Annotated in this window: 18 protein-coding genes; 2 read left to right on the top strand and 16 right to left on the bottom strand. The window is 39.9% G+C overall.

Annotated elements, in window-relative coordinates; all coding sequences use genetic code 11:
* Positions 1–28: 28 nt before the first annotated feature.
* The 3 genes from HUN22_RS00210 to thrS form a co-directional block, all read right to left on the bottom strand.
* The gene (locus HUN22_RS00210; RefSeq protein WP_174726071.1) at positions 29–649 is read right to left on the bottom strand and encodes a glutathione S-transferase N-terminal domain-containing protein; all 621 of its coding nucleotides are present in this window, start codon (positions 647–649) and stop codon (positions 29–31) included.
* A 227-nt stretch (positions 650–876) separates the two neighbouring features.
* Positions 877–1,428, bottom strand: a complete 552-nt coding sequence (gene infC / locus HUN22_RS00205; RefSeq protein WP_075383312.1) for a translation initiation factor IF-3 — start codon at positions 1,426–1,428, stop codon at positions 877–879.
* A 5-nt stretch (positions 1,429–1,433) separates the two neighbouring features.
* The gene (thrS, locus tag HUN22_RS00200) at positions 1,434–3,356 is read right to left on the bottom strand and encodes a threonine--tRNA ligase (protein WP_174726070.1); all 1,923 of its coding nucleotides are present in this window, start codon (positions 3,354–3,356) and stop codon (positions 1,434–1,436) included.
* Between the two features lie 393 nt (positions 3,357–3,749).
* Here thrS and HUN22_RS00195 point away from each other — a divergent pair, with 393 nt between their 5' ends.
* On the top strand, positions 3,750–5,387 hold the full coding sequence (locus tag HUN22_RS00195) for an acyl-CoA synthetase (RefSeq protein WP_174726069.1): 1,638 nt from the start codon (positions 3,750–3,752) through the stop codon (positions 5,385–5,387).
* 45 nt (positions 5,388–5,432) lie between these two features.
* Here the strand turns inward: HUN22_RS00195 and yjgA are convergent, their stop codons facing one another.
* From yjgA to mazG, 9 genes are all read right to left on the bottom strand, one after another.
* Positions 5,433–5,969, bottom strand: a complete 537-nt coding sequence (gene yjgA / locus HUN22_RS00190; RefSeq protein WP_174726068.1) for a ribosome biogenesis factor YjgA — start codon at positions 5,967–5,969, stop codon at positions 5,433–5,435.
* A gap of 2 nt (positions 5,970–5,971) precedes the next feature.
* The gene (locus tag HUN22_RS00185; RefSeq protein ID WP_000567533.1) at positions 5,972–6,241 is read right to left on the bottom strand and encodes an HPr family phosphocarrier protein; all 270 of its coding nucleotides are present in this window, start codon (positions 6,239–6,241) and stop codon (positions 5,972–5,974) included.
* A complete protein-coding gene (gene rapZ, locus HUN22_RS00180; protein ID WP_005066272.1) occupies positions 6,238–7,089 on the bottom strand; it encodes an RNase adapter RapZ in 852 nt (283 codons plus the stop codon). The genes HUN22_RS00185 and rapZ overlap by 4 nt, the downstream gene beginning before the upstream one ends.
* Positions 7,090–7,112: 23 nt before the next feature.
* The gene (gene panC, locus HUN22_RS00175) at positions 7,113–7,961 is read right to left on the bottom strand and encodes a pantoate--beta-alanine ligase (RefSeq protein ID WP_032057513.1); all 849 of its coding nucleotides are present in this window, start codon (positions 7,959–7,961) and stop codon (positions 7,113–7,115) included.
* A 3-nt stretch (positions 7,962–7,964) separates the two neighbouring features.
* Positions 7,965–8,774 (bottom strand): 3-methyl-2-oxobutanoate hydroxymethyltransferase, encoded by an 810-nt coding sequence (gene panB, locus HUN22_RS00170; protein WP_002117298.1) that lies wholly within the window; start codon positions 8,772–8,774, stop codon positions 7,965–7,967.
* A gap of 45 nt (positions 8,775–8,819) precedes the next feature.
* A complete protein-coding gene (gene folK, locus HUN22_RS00165; RefSeq protein ID WP_174726067.1) occupies positions 8,820–9,302 on the bottom strand; it encodes a 2-amino-4-hydroxy-6-hydroxymethyldihydropteridine diphosphokinase in 483 nt (160 codons plus the stop codon).
* Entirely contained in the window at positions 9,299–10,762 is a 1,464-nt protein-coding gene (gene pcnB, locus HUN22_RS00160) for a polynucleotide adenylyltransferase PcnB (protein ID WP_174726066.1), read from the bottom strand. Before pcnB ends, folK begins: the two co-directional genes overlap by 4 nt.
* A 125-nt stretch (positions 10,763–10,887) precedes the next feature.
* Positions 10,888–11,292, bottom strand: coding sequence for a ComEA family DNA-binding protein (locus HUN22_RS00155; protein ID WP_174726065.1), 405 nt, complete (start codon positions 11,290–11,292; stop codon positions 10,888–10,890).
* Positions 11,261–12,067 (bottom strand): nucleoside triphosphate pyrophosphohydrolase, encoded by an 807-nt coding sequence (gene mazG / locus HUN22_RS00150; RefSeq protein WP_031947376.1) that lies wholly within the window; start codon positions 12,065–12,067, stop codon positions 11,261–11,263. The genes HUN22_RS00155 and mazG overlap by 32 nt, the downstream gene beginning before the upstream one ends.
* A gap of 112 nt (positions 12,068–12,179) precedes the next feature.
* On the opposite strand from mazG, the gene HUN22_RS00145 reads away from it, so the two are divergent.
* Positions 12,180–12,953 (top strand): SDR family oxidoreductase, encoded by a 774-nt coding sequence (locus HUN22_RS00145; protein ID WP_174726064.1) that lies wholly within the window; start codon positions 12,180–12,182, stop codon positions 12,951–12,953.
* A 52-nt stretch (positions 12,954–13,005) separates the two neighbouring features.
* Here HUN22_RS00145 and HUN22_RS00140 read toward each other — a convergent pair whose 3' ends face one another.
* The 4 genes from HUN22_RS00140 to cysM are packed head-to-tail and all read right to left on the bottom strand — an operon-like array spanning position 13,006 to position 18,507.
* Positions 13,006–15,312, bottom strand: a complete 2,307-nt coding sequence (locus HUN22_RS00140; RefSeq protein ID WP_174726063.1) for a RelA/SpoT family protein — start codon at positions 15,310–15,312, stop codon at positions 13,006–13,008.
* A 30-nt stretch (positions 15,313–15,342) separates the two neighbouring features.
* Positions 15,343–16,734 (bottom strand): 23S rRNA (uracil(1939)-C(5))-methyltransferase RlmD, encoded by a 1,392-nt coding sequence (rlmD, locus tag HUN22_RS00135; RefSeq protein WP_174726062.1) that lies wholly within the window; start codon positions 16,732–16,734, stop codon positions 15,343–15,345.
* A 9-nt stretch (positions 16,735–16,743) separates the two neighbouring features.
* On the bottom strand, positions 16,744–17,562 hold the full coding sequence (locus HUN22_RS00130; RefSeq protein WP_174726061.1) for a 3'-5' exonuclease: 819 nt from the start codon (positions 17,560–17,562) through the stop codon (positions 16,744–16,746).
* A 12-nt stretch (positions 17,563–17,574) separates the two neighbouring features.
* A complete protein-coding gene (gene cysM / locus HUN22_RS00125) occupies positions 17,575–18,507 on the bottom strand; it encodes a cysteine synthase CysM (protein ID WP_016144350.1) in 933 nt (310 codons plus the stop codon).
* Positions 18,508–18,674: the final 167 nt, after the last annotated feature.

Below are 18,674 nucleotides of genomic sequence, written 5' to 3'. Positions count from 1 at the left end.
ACTTTATTCATTAAGGTACCAATAAGAATTAGATAACTTTAATTGATAATGCTTTTTGTATCGCAGGACGTGCCGTCAAGCGAACAATATATTCTTGTACATAAGGATAATCTTCTAATTGAATACCCTGCCATTCATAGCGCAAGATCCAAGGTAAAATTGCCATATCAGCAATAGAGTATTCACCTGCAACAAACTTCTGACCAATGAGCTGTTTATTTAATACACCATATAAACGTTTAGTTTCATTTACATAGCGGTCTATCGCGTATGGAATTTTTTCTGATGCAAAACGGTTAAAATGATGATTCTGCCCAAGCATAGGCCCTAGCCCACCCATTTGCCACATGAGCCATTGTTCAACTTCAACTCGCTCTTGCTCATCGGTTGGATAAAATAATCCCGTTTTCCGTCCTAAATATTGCAAGATAGCACCTGATTCAAATATCGAAATTGGCTCGCCACGAGGTCCATTCTGGTCAACAATTGCCGGAATTTTATTATTTGGAGAAATTCTCAGAAAGTCTGGCTGAAATTGATCATTTTCTAAAATATTGATTGGGTAAAGGGTGTAATCCAGTCCCATTTCTTCTAAGGCAATTGTGATTTTATGTCCATTGGGAGTTCCCCAATAATATAGATCAATCATTCTATTTTCCTATTCATCGTTATCATGACTGCGTCTTGCGTTATAGCATGTTTTAAGAGGGGCGATGAGGTTTCCAACACTAAAAAATACATAAAATTCAAGAATTGAATTTCTTTCAAAATATAGCAATTATCTTAAATAGAACTGAATAGAGAAAAGTGAAATCATCTTTATTATTGTAATGCGGTTATAAAAAAGCACTGCTTTTGCAGTGCTTTTTTTGAGTATTACTTTTTCTTTTTCGGTCCAAGTAACATACCCATTTGACGGCCTTCCATTTTAGGTGCTTGTTCCACAACCCCAAACTCAGCGACATCAGCTTCAATCTTTTGTAATTGAGCTAAGCCAAGTTGTTGGTGAGCCATTTCACGACCACGGAAACGTAAGGTGATTTTCACTTTGTTTCCTTCTTCAAGGAATTTCAAAATAGCACGAAGCTTAACTTGATAATCACCAACATCAGTTGCAGGGCGCAGTTTGATTTCCTTCACTTGCACTTGATGCTGTTTTTTCTTCGCATCTTTTTGCTTCTGCTTAAGGTCAAACAAGTGCTTGTTGTAATCCATAATTTTACAAACAGGCGGCTCGGCGTTTGCAACGATCTCAACTAGGTCAAGATCTGCCTCTTCAGCAGCGCGCAGTGCTTCATTTAATGAAACAATTCCTTTTTGCTCACCGTCAGCACCAACGAGGCGTACTTCTTTTGCACGGATCTCGTCGTTAATTGCTGGACGGTTGCTTTTTGCACCTTGTTGTTGGTTACGGTCAGGCTGTTTAATCTTTCTTACTCCACAATATACCGGCCACGTTCGGCGACGGCAGACTTCACTAAGTCAATGAATGCATCTACTGACATAGTACCTAAATTTTTTCCTGAGCGAGTACGCACATTCACTGTACCTTCTTCAACTTCTCGATCACCAAGAACTAACAGGTAAGGAATACGCTCTAGAGTACGCTCACGAATCTTAAATCCGATTTTTTCATTTCTCAAGTCAGAAATAGCACGAAGGCCATTTTCTTTGAGTTTTGCTACGACGTTCTCACAAGCTTCAGCTTGAGAGTCCGTAATATTCATGACACATGCTTGTAACGGCGACAACCAAGGTGGCATGAAACCAGCGTAGTGTTCAATTAGTATACCAATAAAACGCTCAAAACTGCCAAGAATTGCACGATGCAACATAACAGGCTGATCACGATCATTGTCTTCAGTCACATAAGACGCATCTAAACGTTCTGGTAAGTTGAAGTCACACTGAATAGTACCACATTGCCATACACGTCCGAGACAGTCTTTCAATGAGAATTCAATTTTCGGACCGTAGAACGCGCCTTCACCCGGTTGTAATTCCCAATCCAGACCCGCTGCATCTAAAGCATCTGCTAAAGATTTCTCAGCCATATCCCAAAGCGCATCATCACCCACACGTTTTTCTGGACGTGTAGAAAGCTTCATTTGCACTTCTTCAAAGCCAAAATCTTTATAAACATCTAAAGTAAGTTTAATAAAGTCTGCAACTTCTTGACCGATCTGTTCTTTAGTACAGAAGATATGGGCGTCATCTTGGGTAAAGCCACGTACACGCATAATGCCGTGTAAAGAACCTGATGGTTCATTACGATGACAAGAACCAAACTCTGCTAAACGAATTGGTAGATCACGGTAAGACTTCAAACCTTGGTTGAATACTTGCACGTGACATGGGCAGTTCATTGGCTTAACCGCATAGTTACGATTTTCAGAATGAGTCGTAAACATGTTGTCTGCGTAGTTCGCCGCATGACCTGATTTTTCCCACAATGTAAAGTCTACAATTTGTGGTGTTTTAATCTCAAGGTAACCATTGTCTTGCTGAACTTTACGCATGTATTGTTCAAGTACTTGGTAAATAGTCCAGCCATTTGGATGCCAGAACACCATACCGGGTGCTTCTTCTTGCATATGGAACAAGTCTAAAGCTTTACCAATTTTACGATGGTCACGCTTTTCAGCTTCTTCGATACGTTTGATATATGCAGCGAGCTGTTTTTTGTCTGCCCAAGCTGTACCATAAATACGTTGAAGCTGTTCATTCTTTGCATCACCGCGCCAGTAAGCGCCAGAGATTTTTGTCAGCTTGAATGATTTTAAGAATTTGGTGTTCGGTACGTGTGGACCACGGCACATATCCAAATAATCTTGATGGTAGTACAAGCCCATTTGTGTTTCTTCAGGCATGTCTGCAATCAAGCGTAATTTGTATTCTTCGCCACGTGCAGTAAATTCAGCAATTACTTCATCACGTGGTGTCATTTTTTTAACGACATCGTAATCTTGGTCGATGAGCTTTTTCATGCGCTCTTCGATCGCTGCCATATCGTCTAATGTAAACGGACGGGGCATCCAGATGTCGTAGTAAAAACCTTCTTCAATGACTGGACCAATCACCATCTTAGCTTCAGGGAAAAGCTGTTTAACAGCATGTCCTACAAGGTGTGCACAAGAATGGCGAATGATTTCAAGACCTTCTTCATCTTTTGGAGTGATAATTTGTAAGGTCGAATCTTCGGTAATTAAGTCACATGCATCAACTAAGCGATCATTTACACGGCCAGCAACAGTATTTTTTGCTAGACCAGGCCCGATACTTTGGGCAACTTCCATAACAGATACAGCGTGATCAAAACTCTTTTGATCGCCATTTGGCAATGTGATAATTGGCATAAAAAAATCCTTAAGGAGTGATGCCCTATACGAAGGAGCATTTCACCGCGAGATTATGATCGAGGCGAACCTCAAAATATAAAAACGGTGTAAATCAAAGTTAAAAAACCTGAAAGATTTTACACTTGTTCAAGCAATGTGAAAACCTTTGAGTCCATAAAATCATAAATACATTTTGCTTATCAGGTAAACAGCAATAAATGACTTAAAAAATATATTGAGGCGATTTTTAAATATATTTAGCACAAGTGGTTTAAGATGAAGAAAATAGCATTTCTGCTCATTTTTTGACTGGAAGGTATCGCCCTTTAAGACTAAAGCATAAATGCTTTGATTAATATTAAGTCATATTTTCAAAGAATGAATTAAAAATAGAACACGGAGTTGTTTCACATGGTTAGTGCTTATGACGAGTTACCACGCACCCCCGCAAACTTTGTTGCGTTATCACCTCTACGCTACTTAGAGCGTGCAGCTTATATTTATCCAGATCAAGCTTCGATTATTCATGGTAAGCGTCAAATTTCATGGAAAGAAACTTACCAACGTTGTTGCCAATTTGCATCTCAGCTCAAGCAACTGGGAATTGAAAAAAATGATACGGTATCTGTCTTATTGCCAAATATTCCAGCCATGATTGAAGCGCATTTTGCAGTTCCTATGGCTGGTGCGGTACTCAATACTCTTAATACACGTTTAGATGCAAAAACAATCGCTTTCATGTTAGAGCATGCTGAAAGTAAAGTGCTGTTGGTTGACCCTGAATTTGTAAATTTAGCAAGAGAAGCCCTCTCACTTATTCCAAACCAACACATTATTGTGATTGATGTAGCTGATACGGAATACGAAGGTGAAAACCAGTTTTTAGGTTCTTTTGAATATGAAGAATGGATCGCTCAAGGCGATATTAACTTCTCTTGGCATTTACCAGAAGATGAATGGGATGCGATTAGCTTAAATTACACTTCTGGAACTACAGGTAACCCTAAAGGTGTGGTCTATCATCATCGTGGGGCTTATCTTAATGCTGCGAGCAATATCTTGGCTTGTGGAATGAAACCGCGTGCTGTGTATTTATGGACACTACCCCTCTTTCATTGTAATGGCTGGTGTTTTGCATGGAGTATCGCAGCAAGTGGTGGAACCAATATTTGTTTACGCAAAGTCGATCCAGAATTAGTTATGCAACTCATTGCAGAACACAAAGTTGATTATTTCTGTGGTGCACCTATTGTTCTTTCAATGATTCTTAACTTACCTAAAGAAAAACAAACGGAATTTGATCACCATGTTGAAGTTATGGTGGCTGGAGCAGCGCCTCCTGTTGCCATTATTGAAGGCATGCGCAACATGGGGATTAACGTAAACCACGTATATGGCTTAACAGAAACTTATGGACCTTCTGCACTATGTGCCTCTCAATCTGGATGGAATGAGTTATCAATTGCTGAACAAGCCCAGCTTCATTCCCGCCAAGGCGTACCCTACCCATTACAAGATAGTATGCGTGTGTTAGATCCCGAAACTATGGAACCTGTCCCGAATGATGGACAAACCATGGGAGAAATTATGTTCCGTGGCAATATTGTGATGAAAGGTTATTTAAAGAATCCTCAAGCAACTCAAGAAGCATTTGCAGGTGGATGGTTCCATACGGGCGACTTAGCCGTTTGTCATCCAGATGGTTATGCAAAAATTACTGATCGTTCGAAAGACATCATTATTTCAGGTGGAGAAAATATTTCATCTTTAGAAGTGGAAGATGTTTTATATAAACACCCTGCGGTATTAACCGCTGCAGTCGTTGCTAAACCCGATGCACGTTGGCAAGAAGTACCATGTGCGTTTATTGAATTAAAGATGGGTACTACGGCAACACCTGAAGAAATTATTGCACATTGCCAAAAAGAGTTAGCGCGCTTTAAAGTTCCTAAAGATGTGGTCATTACAGAAATTCCAAAAACATCGACCGGCAAATTACAGAAGTTTATTTTGCGTGAATGGGCAAAAGAACGTGCTGAAAATATATAAATAAAAAAGCGACGCCTTGAGCGTCGCTTTTTTATTTAATCGCATTTAGCCTTGATCAGACAATAAAGCAATTTGCTGCACATAGTTCACAAATTTACCTTTTGATGCCTCAAGCTCTGCTTCACTCACTTCTTGAGTTTTATCACGCTTGATTCTCAATACATGCTGACGCAAGGTGTGACGCTCCGATGCATTATAAATTTTACTAAATTCATTAATTGCAGGGTCACCTTGTTCGATCATACGATCAACCCAACGCATCAATTGAGCCTGCTTTTTTGCGCCTTGCTGCGGAGTTAAATAAGACAAAATAATGGTCTCATCTTCATTACGCAATAATTTACCAATACGTTGAAACTGACGACGACGAGCTTCAAAAGAACTAATGTTCTGTACTTCCATTAACGCATCAATTAAACGTTCATCAACTGGGAGTTTTTGAATCTGCTTAATAGAAAGTTGTGCTAATTGCTCACCCAAAGCAGCCATACGTTGAACTGCTTTTTTCTGTTCTGTCTTACTTGCACGTCCTTCTAAAGAGCCAAAATCTTCTTCAGTATAACGTTGGGGACGACGTGCCACGATTAATCTGCCTCATAAAATTTTGCGGCGAATAACGCCTGTACTTCATTTAATGCCTGTTCTTCGTCGGTACCATCAATGACCAATCGCAAAGTGGTCCCTTTACCTGCACCTAACATCAGCAAAGACATAATATTTTTTGCATCTACTAAATGATCGCCTTTTCCAATTTGGATCGACGAACGAAATTTTGTAGTGACCTCTATCAGTTTTCCTGATGCACGAGCATGTAAACCGAGTTTATTAATTACATCAACAGTTGTGTCTATCATGACCAGTGCTTCATTTCTCTGTGTAAGACCTGAACAGACCATTCTGCCTCAAGTGCTTGTTTTAGTCTATCTACGATATAAACGGAACGATGTTGACCACCAGTACAACCAATAGAAATCGTCATATAGTGACGATGTCCTTCAGCAAATGCTGGAAGCCATTTTTTTAAGAAGTGAAGAATATCATCAAACATTTCGTTTGCTTGCGGACTTGCTTCTAAAAATTGTCTTACTGGCTCATCCAAACCAGAAAAACGTCTCAATTCTAAATCCCAATGCGGATTTGGTAAATGCCGTACATCAAAAACATAATCAGCATCTAAAGGAATGCCATGTTTATATCCAAATGACTGCAATATGACAATAAGCTTATCTGACTGCCCCAATTTAGACAGTAAAATATGCTTTAAATCATGAACACTTTTATCCGTTGTATCAATATGAACCGTGGCACGGAACTGAATTGGGAGCAATAACTGCTTCTCTTCATGAATACACTGCAACAGACTTTTAAAACGATTGGCCAATGGGTGTGGACGACGCGATGCACTAAAACGTGCGATCAAATCCTGATCTTGCGTGGTCAGATAAATCACGTCAACCGTGCCATGTTTTTGTAGTTGCTCAAAAACATGATCGAACTCTTGCATATCTGCACGAGTACTTCGAACATCTACACCTAATGCCAACTGCTCTAAATTATTTTCATGATCTAGCTTTGCCACAATTTCAGGCAGCAATGCCAAAGGCAAATTATCAATACAGTAATAGCCCAAATCTTCTAACACTTGAAGAGCCGAAGATTTTCCTGAACCAGACTGTCCTGTCACGATAAGTATACGCTTCATGGCATGGCTGTCCTTTGATCTGTTTATTGGGGTGTAAAGGCAACTTCTAAATTATCAATCAAACGAGTTGCACCCAATTTTGCCGCGACGAACAACACAATATCACGATCAAACTGAGTAGCAGGTAGCAGATTTGACTGACGAGCTTCGACATAATCCACAACAAACCCATTATCTGTCAACTGAGTTTTGATATCTTCTAAAACTTGTTGTAGATCTTTGCCTTGATGTAACTGCTGTTCAGCTTGTTTCAAACTTTGATAAATAACTGGAGCGACCTGACGTTGCTCAGGACTTAAATAGCCATTTCTTGAGCTAAGAGCTAAGCCATCTGCTGCACGAACAATTGGCACACCAATTACTTCTAGCGGGATATTTAAGTCTTGTACAAACTGACGAATCACTGCTAACTGTTGGTAGTCTTTTTGACCAAAGAAAGCATAGTTAGGTTGCACAATATTAAAGAGTTTAGTAACCACCAAAGCTACGCCATCAAAATGCCCAGGACGTGAACTACCACATAAAGCATCAGTAATTTGGCTAACACTTATGTTGGTTAACCGTGGCTGAGTACCATACATTTGCTCAACTGATGGTGCAAAAATAATGTCACAGCCTACATCGGCTAATAGACGACTATCTTGTTCTAAAGTACGAGGATAGTTATCAAAATCTTCACCCGGTCCAAATTGAGTTGGATTTACGAAGATACTAACAACCACAACATCACATAACTTTTTCGCTTCACGAACAAGTGTGAGATGTCCTTCATGTAGATTTCCCATTGTTGGGACAAAACCAATAATTTTACGTGCAGCTCTAGCAGGATTTAAAGAAGCAGCAAGACCTTGTATGGTGGTTTCTGTTTTCATGAATTACAGCTCAACGTGGAAAGTATGTTCTTTGGCTGGAAACGACTGATCCTGTACAGCAGCATGAAAAGCTTTAAAAGCATCTAAGATTGCTGTTTCACCAGATTGTTCTTTCATAAAGTTACGGACAAAACGCGCAACTCGACCAAAAGTTAAACCTAACATGTCCTGTACTACGAGTACCTGACCATCAGTCGCATTACCCGCACCAATACCAATCACAGGGGTATTTGGAAATAGTTCAGCAATTTCTTGTCCTAACTGAGCAGGAACACATTCAAGCAATAGAACTGCCGCACCCGCTTCAACCACTGCTGTACAGTCAGCAATAAGTTGATCAGCGGCTTCACGTGTTTTAGCTTGTAATTTGTAGCCGCCAAATACATGTACAGATTGAGGAGTTAAACCTAAATGTACGCACACAGGTACACCATTACGTGTTAAAACCTGTACAGTTTCACTTAGCCACGCGCCACCTTCGATTTTGATCATCTGGGCACCAGCTTGCATGACTGTTCTTGCGTTTTGCAAAGCATCATTTAAGGTTGCATAACTCATAAATGGCAAGTCAGTCATAATCAAGGCATGTTGGTTACCACGACGAACTGCTGCCGTGTGATAAGCCATGTCTTCAACAGTTACAGGTAAAGTTGAGTCACGACCTTGAATTGCCATTCCAAGAGAATCACCAATTAAGATAGTATCAATTTCAGCAAGTTCCATTGCTTTTGCCATACTCGCATCGTAACAAGTTAGACAAGAGAACTTACGTCCTTCGGCTTTAAATTTTCTTAAGTCACTTAGACTAATCATGATGGTATCCTCTACAGGAGTTTGCAGAACGTAATAAGTCGGGTTTTAAGCCCAAGACTCATCAGCAAGTACAGTCAGCGTCGGCTGCTGTATCAGTTCTAAATTTTTAAGTGGCTGATCATTAATATGTAAATCAGCGTCTAAATCTAATAAAGGAATTACAACGAAATCACGCTCTAGAATTCCAATGTGCGGCACTGTTAAGCGCTCATTTTGAATTTTTTCATTGCCATATATAAGCAAATCCAGATCTAAAGTCCGCTCTCCCCAACGACGAAGGCGTACACGACCAGCTTCTTGCTCAAATCGCTGTAACTGATCTAACAAATCTAAAGGCGTGAGATCTGTATTTAGCTCTGCAACTGCATTTAAATAATTTGGTTGATCTTGAGGCCCCATAGGTGGACTTTGATAAAGTTTAGAAACTTTCACTCCACCTAAAGTTTTAAGCTTAGCAATGGCTTCAGATAAGATTTGGCGCGAATCACCCAAATTACTTCCTAAACCAATATAGGTCTTCGTTGTCATTGCGTTGGCCCAAAAATAACTTGGCTTAAATCGCGTTGTACTCGCTTACGCTTCAAAATCGGATGGTCGCTCATCACGCCTGCGTCCAAAGCAGTGGCTTTTTCGACGAAACGACCCATCGATTGTTCTTGTCGAGCACGTTCTTTTTTCCCACGACGGCTGCGTGGTTCAGGAATATCAACCAAAGGTTCGATTTCCGTCTCAACTTTATTGTTTTCAACAGGTTCAGCAACGGCTTTACGACGGTTTCTAGCTTTCTGACGATTGTACTGGCTAATTGCAGCTTCTTTTTCGTCATTCGACATTTCTTGGTAGGCTTCCCACCAGCTTCCCATTCCTTGCGTGGTGTCATCACCTGACTTTTCACGAAGTAACAAGAAGTCAAAACCAGCACGGAAACGCGCATGTCCAGCCAATGCTTCAATTTGCTGTGGTTTCGGATTAAGCAAACGGGTCTGCATTTCCCAAACTTCACGAATAAAAGTTTCTGCAAAACGAGGAATTACAGTGCGTGTTGCCTGACGTTTTAAGACATCTAAACCAGCTTGTGCACGCGCTTCAGCTGGTACCACACCTTTAGATAAATAAAATTCACAACGCTCTAAAAATGGTTGCCACAATAAGACTGCATAGAAAAATGCAGGGTTAATTGTTTTACCCACTTGAATACGCTGATCTGTATTCTTTGCTGCTCTTAAAATAAATGGAGTGAGGTTAGGCTGAATATCGGCAAAGAGTTGTTTCCAAACACCAAACTCAATCAACATTGGCAAAACACGCGCCAAATGTCCCATTGTAAAGAGCTTCTGAGATTCATCATATAAACGATGCGGAGAAACATCACGCAATAGTTGCGTCATCTCTGCATCAAATATATCGAGAATATCTGAATCAATTTTAAAATTTAACTTCGCTGCAAAACGTAAAGTTCGCAGCATACGCACAGGGTCTTCTTCGAAGCGCTGTGCCGGATCGCCCAATAAACGTAGGGTTTTATTTTTTACATCGTCAATTGCTTTGCAGAAATCGAGCACAATCGCCTTACGCGGTTGGTAATATAGCGTATTGATTGAAAAGTCACGGCGAGCAAAGTCTTGTTCGATAGTTCCCCAGTTATTGTCACGTAAAATCATGCCTGAAGCACTGGTGACTGCTTTTTTAGGAGGAGCACGGAAAGTAGCAACTTCAATAAGCTCACGTCCTGAATAGACATGTGCTAATTCAAATCGACGGCCAATGATTCGACAACGTCGACCAAAAACTTCTTTAATCTGAGAAGGTGTTGCATTAGTGACTGCATCGAAATCTTTAGGATTAAGCCCTAGCATTAAATCACGGACACCACCCCCAACAATATAAGCTTCATAGCCAGCTTTGGTCAGACTATCGATCACATCTAAAATCGAAGAAGGAAGTTGGGCTGTGGACAAACCACATTTTGACGCTCGCAAGGTTTGCAAAAGACGCTGTCTCCTACGTCAGGACGTAAATAACAAGTTGTCGCTAATCATAGCTCTAACGCACACAAAGGGCAATTTGATTCTCTGTAGTTTACGCATGAAATGACAATTGACAGACAGATAATTTATAAAGTCAAACGCGCTTTATTCTTTTCAAAAATGGCTGGACCAATGCCCTTTACGTTTTTAAATTCATCAATATTTTTAAAGCCACCGTTCTTTTGACGGTATTCCACAATCGCCTGAGCCTTTTTCTCACCAATACCTTTTAGCTTTTGCAGCTCATCAAGATTGGCCTGATTCAAGCGAATTTGCCCTGACGAATCAGTCATAGCTGAGCTTTTTGAAATATTAGAATGGGAGGAATGCTGCATACTCAACTTCTGATCATACATCTGTTGCTTCGCCTTCCACTCCTTAAAATTTTGATCAAAAGATTGAGCCTGAACAAAGGTTGATGAAATCAGGCTCCAAAATAAAACAATGAAAATATTGTGCTTATTCTTCCAAAGATTCATGCTGAGCTGCATGTGTTTTTTCCCCTAACTTTAACTGCCGCTTTGCCTGATTCCACAATTCATCCATTTCAGACAAGGTCATGTCCTCTAACGTTCTTTGCTGTTTTTGCGCTTGATCTTCAATAAAAGCAAAACGACTTCTAAATTTATGTATTGTTGATAAAAGTGATGTTTCACTTGAAATCGCAAGTTTACGTCCAACATTGACTAATGAAAACAGGCAATCTCCAAATTCATCTTGAATTTCATCAATATTTTGATTTTTTAGGGCCTGCTTAAACTCATCCAACTCTTCTTCTAGTTTTTCATAAGCATCTTCTACTGTTTCAAAATCAAAGCCAACCTTAGCGACATTTGCTTGAATTTCTTGTGCCTGCAATAGCGCTGGTCCATGCTTTATTTCATCTAATCTTGATTGCGGCTTTCCTTGCTTTTCTTGCTGTTTAATTTGTTTCCATAATTCACTGACTTGTTCTGGTGTTAAGTTATTAAATTGATCTGCCTGAAAAACATGTGGATGACGGCGAATTAACTTTTCACTTATTGCCTCAACAACATCTTGAAAGTTAAAAGCACCTTGCTCACTAAACATCTGTGATTGAAATACGACTTGCAATAACAAATCGCCTAGCTCATTTCGAATCTCGTTAATATCGCCCTGACGAATAGCCGCCTCGACTTCATATGCCTCTTCAATCGCATATTTAGTCAGTGACATTGGGGTTTGTTGTTGATCCCACGGACATCTTTCACGTAACTCTTGCATGATTTTAAGCAATTTATCCATGGTAACCCTCAAGTTTAAAAAGTCGGTCAGTCAAACTAAGATTTTAATTTGCTATGATCAAAATCAAAGCGATTAAATCAGTCGCACTATTGTACTGAGAAAGAGAAAAAATATGGGATACAGTATTCTGATTAGTGGTGCCGCTCAAGGTATTGGGGCTGAAATTGCACGAGTATTCTACAAACAAGGATATAAAGTAGGCATTTATGATATTAATGAATCGCTTGCTCAAGAATTGGCAAATGACTTAGGGGCAAATGCCCGTGCCGGCTATCTAGATGTAAGTGATTACGACCAATGGCAACATAGATTAAAAGAATTTACTGACTGGGCGGGTGAACTTAACATATTGATAAATAATGCCGGTATTTTGTATTCTGGCGCGTTTGAAACGACTGATATTAAAGCTCATCAAAGAACAATAAATATTAATGTAAACGGTGTCATCAATGGCTGTCACGCTGCTCTACCCTATTTAAAGCAAGCGTCTTTTGCACGCGTTATCAACCTCTCTTCAGCCTCTGCAATTTATGGGCAAGCTGATTTAATCTCTTATTCAGCCAGTAAATTTGCAGTTCGCGGAATTACTGAAGGTTTAGATGTGGAATGGAAAAAATATGGTATTCGCGTTTTAGATGTGATGCCGCTATTTGTACAAACTGCAATGGTTAACAATATGGATGCAGGCACTATTCAAAATATGGGGATAGATTTAACCCCAAACGATATTGCTCAGCAGGTGCTTACGCTTGTCGAGAAAAAGGCTTACTTTTGGACGCCTACTCACACTCCAGTTGGCATAAAAACCAAACTGCTTTATCAACTATCAACGTTGAGCCCTCAGTTTCTAAATCGACTAACCAATATTTATTTATCTAGAAAGTAATTTGCAATAAAAATAAAAAGGCTGTCATTTGACAGCCTTTTTATTCAGTTTATTAAACACCTTGAATCATACGTCGCGCACTAATGATTCCCGGTTGCTGCTCTAGACGAGCCAATAAGCGAGAAAGCTGTGCTAAACCTTTAACCTCAATGAGTAACTTCATATTAGCAATACCATCTGCCTCAGAAATTGTATTGACCTGACGAATATTGATTTGGTCAGAGAAAATCACTTGAGTTAAGTCTTTAAGCAGACCACGACGATCATATGCTTCCACTACAATTTGAACGCTTTGACCACGTGTTGGCTGCATTTCCCAATCAGCTTCAACAGCACGCTCTGGCTCTTGCTTAATCATACGCTGATAGTCTGAACAAATGACCTTATGGATGCTGACACCACGGTTCAAAGTAATATATCCAGCGATTGATTCACCATGCACTGGCTGACAGCACTGAGCGATGTGTAACTCTACATTATCTAAACCATCAATTAAAATTCCATGAGCAGATAGCGTATGGCTGGCACGTGGATTTAATGTTGGTTTAAGCACCAGTTCAGGCTCATCCTGATCTAGATGCATTTGGCGGTTCACCTGATTAATCAGGGCATGTAAGCTAATATCACCACTTACCAGACTTACCAAAATGTCGTCGCCAGTCTTCACATTAAAATGTGATGAATAATCGTTTAGGTCGATACTTTTTGGGTGAATCGCAAGACGAGCTAACTCTTTATTAAGCAGTTCTCGACCTACTTCAAGATTTTTACTACGATCTTGCTGTCTAAACCAATGACGCAACTTGTCACGTGCACGAGAGGTTTTAATATAACCTAAAGAATTCACCAACCAGTCACGGTTTGGTTCACGATCTTTTTTAGTTAAAATTTCAACCTGTTCACCCGTTTTTAAAGTATAGGTAAGTGGCACATAACGCTGGTTGACCCGCGCTGCATAACACTTATTCCCTACTTCTGTATGCACATGATAGGCAAAATCTAAAACTGTTGAGCCACGTGGCAACTCCTTAATGTCACCATCACGACTAAAAACATAAATCTTCTCAAAGCCTTCAAAATCTTGTAGTTGATCAAAGCCTTCCGTTTCATCTTCGTTTTGATGTACCGTCGTTTCATTACGTTCTTGATAGTGCTCTAAAACAGCACGTAATGAATGCAAACGATGATTAAAGGAATGATCGGTATTCTTTGAACCTTCTTTATAGTTAAAGTGTGAACATACGCCTAACTCAGCCTCATCATGCATCTCGTGAGTACGAATCTGTACTTCAAGAGATTTGTTTTCAGCAATTACAGCCGTATGCAAAGAACGGTAACCATTTGCTTTCGGGTTAGTAATATAGTCATCAAACTGATGCGGAATATGACGCCAGATTTGATGAACAATACCTAAAGAGTGATAACACTCCGGCACACTATTTACTAATACACGTAAAGCACGAATATCATAAAGTTGGTCGAAGCTCAGGTTTTTGCTTTTCATTTTTCGATAAATCGAATAAATGTGTTTTGCACGACCTGTAATTTCAGCCTCAATACCGTAAGACGCTAACTCATTTTTCAAACGATCGATGACGAACTGAATATAATGCTCACGCTCTAAACGCTTTTCATTGAGTAATGAAGCAATCTCTTTATAACGGTCTGGAGCCAAATAGCGAAAAGCGAGATCTTCAAGTTCCCATTTAAGCTGAGCAATACCAAGTCGATGTGCCAACGGCGAATAAATAGTAAGAATTTCACGTGCTACACGTTCTTGGCGTTCGCGAGAGGAATTTGCAAGCTCTCGTAAAGAATAGGTACGTTCAGCAAGTTTAATTAAAACAACACGAACATCTTCGGTCACCGAAATCAGCATTTTATAAATGCCGCTTAAATGTTCTCGTTGATTATTATTAAAGTGATCTTCTAACCGTTTATTTTTTTCAATAAGTTCTGAAAGTTTACCCATTGCCAAAGTACCTTTGACAAGGTTGTAAACTTGCTCTCCGAATTTCTGTTTTACTTCTTCTATATCGGTAATGCCTTCACGCACACTACGATAAAGCATTGCTGCTGATAAAGTATCTTCATCAACATGGAGATGTGCCAGAATGTCGGCCATTCCAACGCCTGTAGCAAAAGTATTGGAACGATGATTAACCGTTGAGTCTAACTCTTTTTGCAGGGTTAAATGTGCGACTTTTTCAAGTTGTTCAAGCTTCGCCCCATCTAATATTTCACGCACTCGATCCAACCATGAGGCTAAACCGATTTGCGTTTCGGCGGCATGCTCTACAGTCGTTTCCTCTGACAACTCAGTTAGTTGTTCAGGTAACTGTTCACGTACTGTGACCATACCATTCTCCTCAATATGTAACTCATGTTTTTAATCGTTTATCTCTTGAATTTTTTCAAATAGTGCAATGGATTCAACATGTTCGGTATGCGTAAACATGTCCATCACCGCTGCTTTTTTTAACTGGTAACCATATTGGACCAAAACACCCGCATCCCTTGCCAGTGTAGCTGGATTACATGATACATAAACGATTCTTTTTGCTCCAAAATTTGATACATACTGCATAATTTCATATGCACCAGCACGAGGAGGATCAATCAATAATGCATCAAATCCTTGATTTGCCCAAGAATGATGCGAAAAATCTTTTGTTAAATCTTGTGAAAAGAAGGTTGCTTGCACCAAACCATTGCATTTCGCGTTAGCTGTTGCTCGCTGCACCATTTCTTCACTCCCTTCGACCCCGACAACCTGACCACTCGCACCAACACATCGTGCTAACGGGAGTGAGAAATTGCCCAAACCGCAAAATAAATCAAGTACCTTTTCACCTGATTGCAATTGAAGCAATTCACATGCCAATTGAACCATCTGTTCATTTACTGTGGCATTGACCTGAGTAAAATCCAATGGCGAAAAAGCAAAATTTACATTAAACCTCTCCAAGGCATAATGTAAACGTAAAGCCCCTTGTTCATCATCAATACGATGAATGCTTTCAGGCCCCTTAGGTTGCAAATACAACTGCCAGCCTTTGTGTAACGCAAATTGCTTTAATTGGTTGACATCAGAATTGTTTAATTTTTCTACATGACGAACCAATAAAGAAACTTCATTATCACCTTTTGCTAATTCTACATGACCAATGTGCGCTTTGCCTTTTAGACTTTGGAGTAAAGTGCGTAACTCAGGCAGACTATTTGATAAATTTTTATCCAAAACACTACAACTATGGACCGAAGTTAATCGATTACTATGATGTTCGCGAAACCCCATAATTAAACGATCTGGTTTTGGCAAATAGCGCACGCCTATTCGAGCACGGCGACGATAATCACTTTGTGAAGATCGAATCGGCTCTAGCCACTGTTCAGGTTGAATACCTGCGAAATGCTGTAAATGTGACTGGAGTACATTTTGCTTTAAACGGATTTGCTCATCAGGATGGATATGCTGCATGCTACATCCACCACAGATACCATAGTGAGGACAAATTGCCTCGATACGATGTGCTGAAGGTTCTCCTAACAACTGCAACATCTCAGCCTCTTCAAGGCGCTTGGCTTGATGGGTAATTCGAGCCTTTACAGTTTCTCCGGGCAATGCATAACGAATAAAAACTTTCTTACCATGCTTATCTGCAGGATGCTCAGGATGAGAACCATAATGCGCAATTCCCCGCCCCTCATGAGAAAGTGTTTCAACCTGAAAAATATATTCGGGCTGTGGCAGGTTGCGAGATTTGGCTTGTTGTTTCAAAGGATGAACCTAAAAATCTGAAGAATTAAAATAGTGAGAAGTAAATTCAGTATGTTTCGAAGTACGTTCCCATACTTCAAGGAAATCGGCCTGCTGTGGCATAGTCAGTAAATATTCAATACTCGAACTAATCCAGTGGTCATGTTCATCTGCATTCAATTGGCCTTTTAGTACGAGCCAACGCAAATAAATAAACCATGTATTGAGCACGTCCCCTTCACAATAGCTCGTCAATTTTAACCACTGTTGATTACGGACATATTCAGGCACATGATAACCCGATTCACCACGTTTACCTGGTAGACCTAAAATACATGCAATATCATCAAGTTTTTGAAAATTACGCCCATTAAACATTGCCATCACATCCATTAAATCAATGTGGCGATGGTGATAACGATTTTGGTAATTATTAAAACGCTTTTGGCTATCAATCTCACCTTGATCAAATAGACCTGGTGCAGAAAGCCCATGATACATTGCGCGGAATAGAATGACAGGTAAATCAAATTGTGAGCCATTCCAACTCACTAGAGTCGGATGACGCTTATCAAAAATAGATAGAAATTTCTGCAAAATCTCAGCTTCAGAATATTGTTCTCGACTAAAAGAAAATAATCTAAAACCAGACTCATCTATCCATAAGCCAGAAATACAAACGATTTCATGTAAGGGCAAACGCTGAAAATCCATGCCAGATTCTTGACGACGGATTTTTGTCAATGCTTGCTCTACATCGGCCTCTGGTAAATCGAGATGATATAAATGCGCTCCCGCTTTTAAATCAGTTAAAGTTTCAATATCAAAAACTAAGGTTGGGAAACGCATCATTTCTCTCAATTATGAGTTATCGTCCTGTACTGAAAACAGACCTGTAGACAAGTAGCGATCACCACGGTCACAGATAATGCAAACAATAACAGCGTCTGGATTTTCTTCAGCAATCTTGATTGATGCCCATACTGCACCGCCTGAAGAAGTACCCGCACTAATACCTTCCATACGTGCTAATTTACGCATGGTTTTTTCAGCTTCAATTTGTGGAATATCAATAATACGATCCACACGGCTACTATCAAAAATAGTAGGCAAATATTCTTTCGGCCAACGGCGAATACCGGCAATACTTGATCCATCAGATGGCTGCAAACCAACAATTTGGATATCTGGATTTTGTTCTTTTAAATATTTAGAAACACCCATAATGGTACCGGTTGTGCCCATTGAACTCACAAAATGAGTAATTTTACCGCCTGTTTGTTTCCAAATTTCAGGACCAGTCGTTAGGTAATGAGCCTCAACATTATCAGGATTACCAAACTGGTTTAAAACGTGACCTTTACCTTCTTTTTCCATTTGCAAGGCTAAATCACGTGCACCTTCCATACCTTGCTGTGGTGTTACTTCAATCAGCTCTGCGCCATAAGCCAGCATCGCATCTTTACGCTCTTGGCTCATATTGTTCGGCATAATAAGTTTCATTTTATAGCCGCGCATTGCCGCAACCATAGCCAACGCAATGCCTGTATTACCGCTGGTTGCTTCAATTAATGTATCACCTGGTTTAATTTGACCACGTTTTTCTGCCTGCATAATCATGTTATATGCTGGACGATCTTTTACAGAACCTGCCGGATTATTACCTTCCAATTTTGCTAAAACCGTTGCCTGCGTGTGACAAGCCAAGCGCTGCAAACGGACTAGAGGTGTTTTACCTACATAGTGATCTAACAAAAATTCATCGGCTAAAAAATCAGGTTGTGTATTACTCATGATCAACACCTATATCGAGGTGGGCCTATTGTATGAAAAAATGCTCGGTACTGCACCCATTTCAATATGCTTTTTAAAGAAAGCGATTAAAGCTCGGTCATTTATAAAATGGCGTCTGTTTTAAAATAAAGCGTGATAAGATGCCGTACAGAGAGATAAATCTGATG

It is taken from the genome of Acinetobacter lactucae, assembly GCF_013344765.1.
GTDB lineage: Bacteria > Pseudomonadota > Gammaproteobacteria > Pseudomonadales > Moraxellaceae > Acinetobacter > Acinetobacter lactucae_A.
This window is presented reverse-complemented; position numbering and strand designations above follow the sequence as displayed.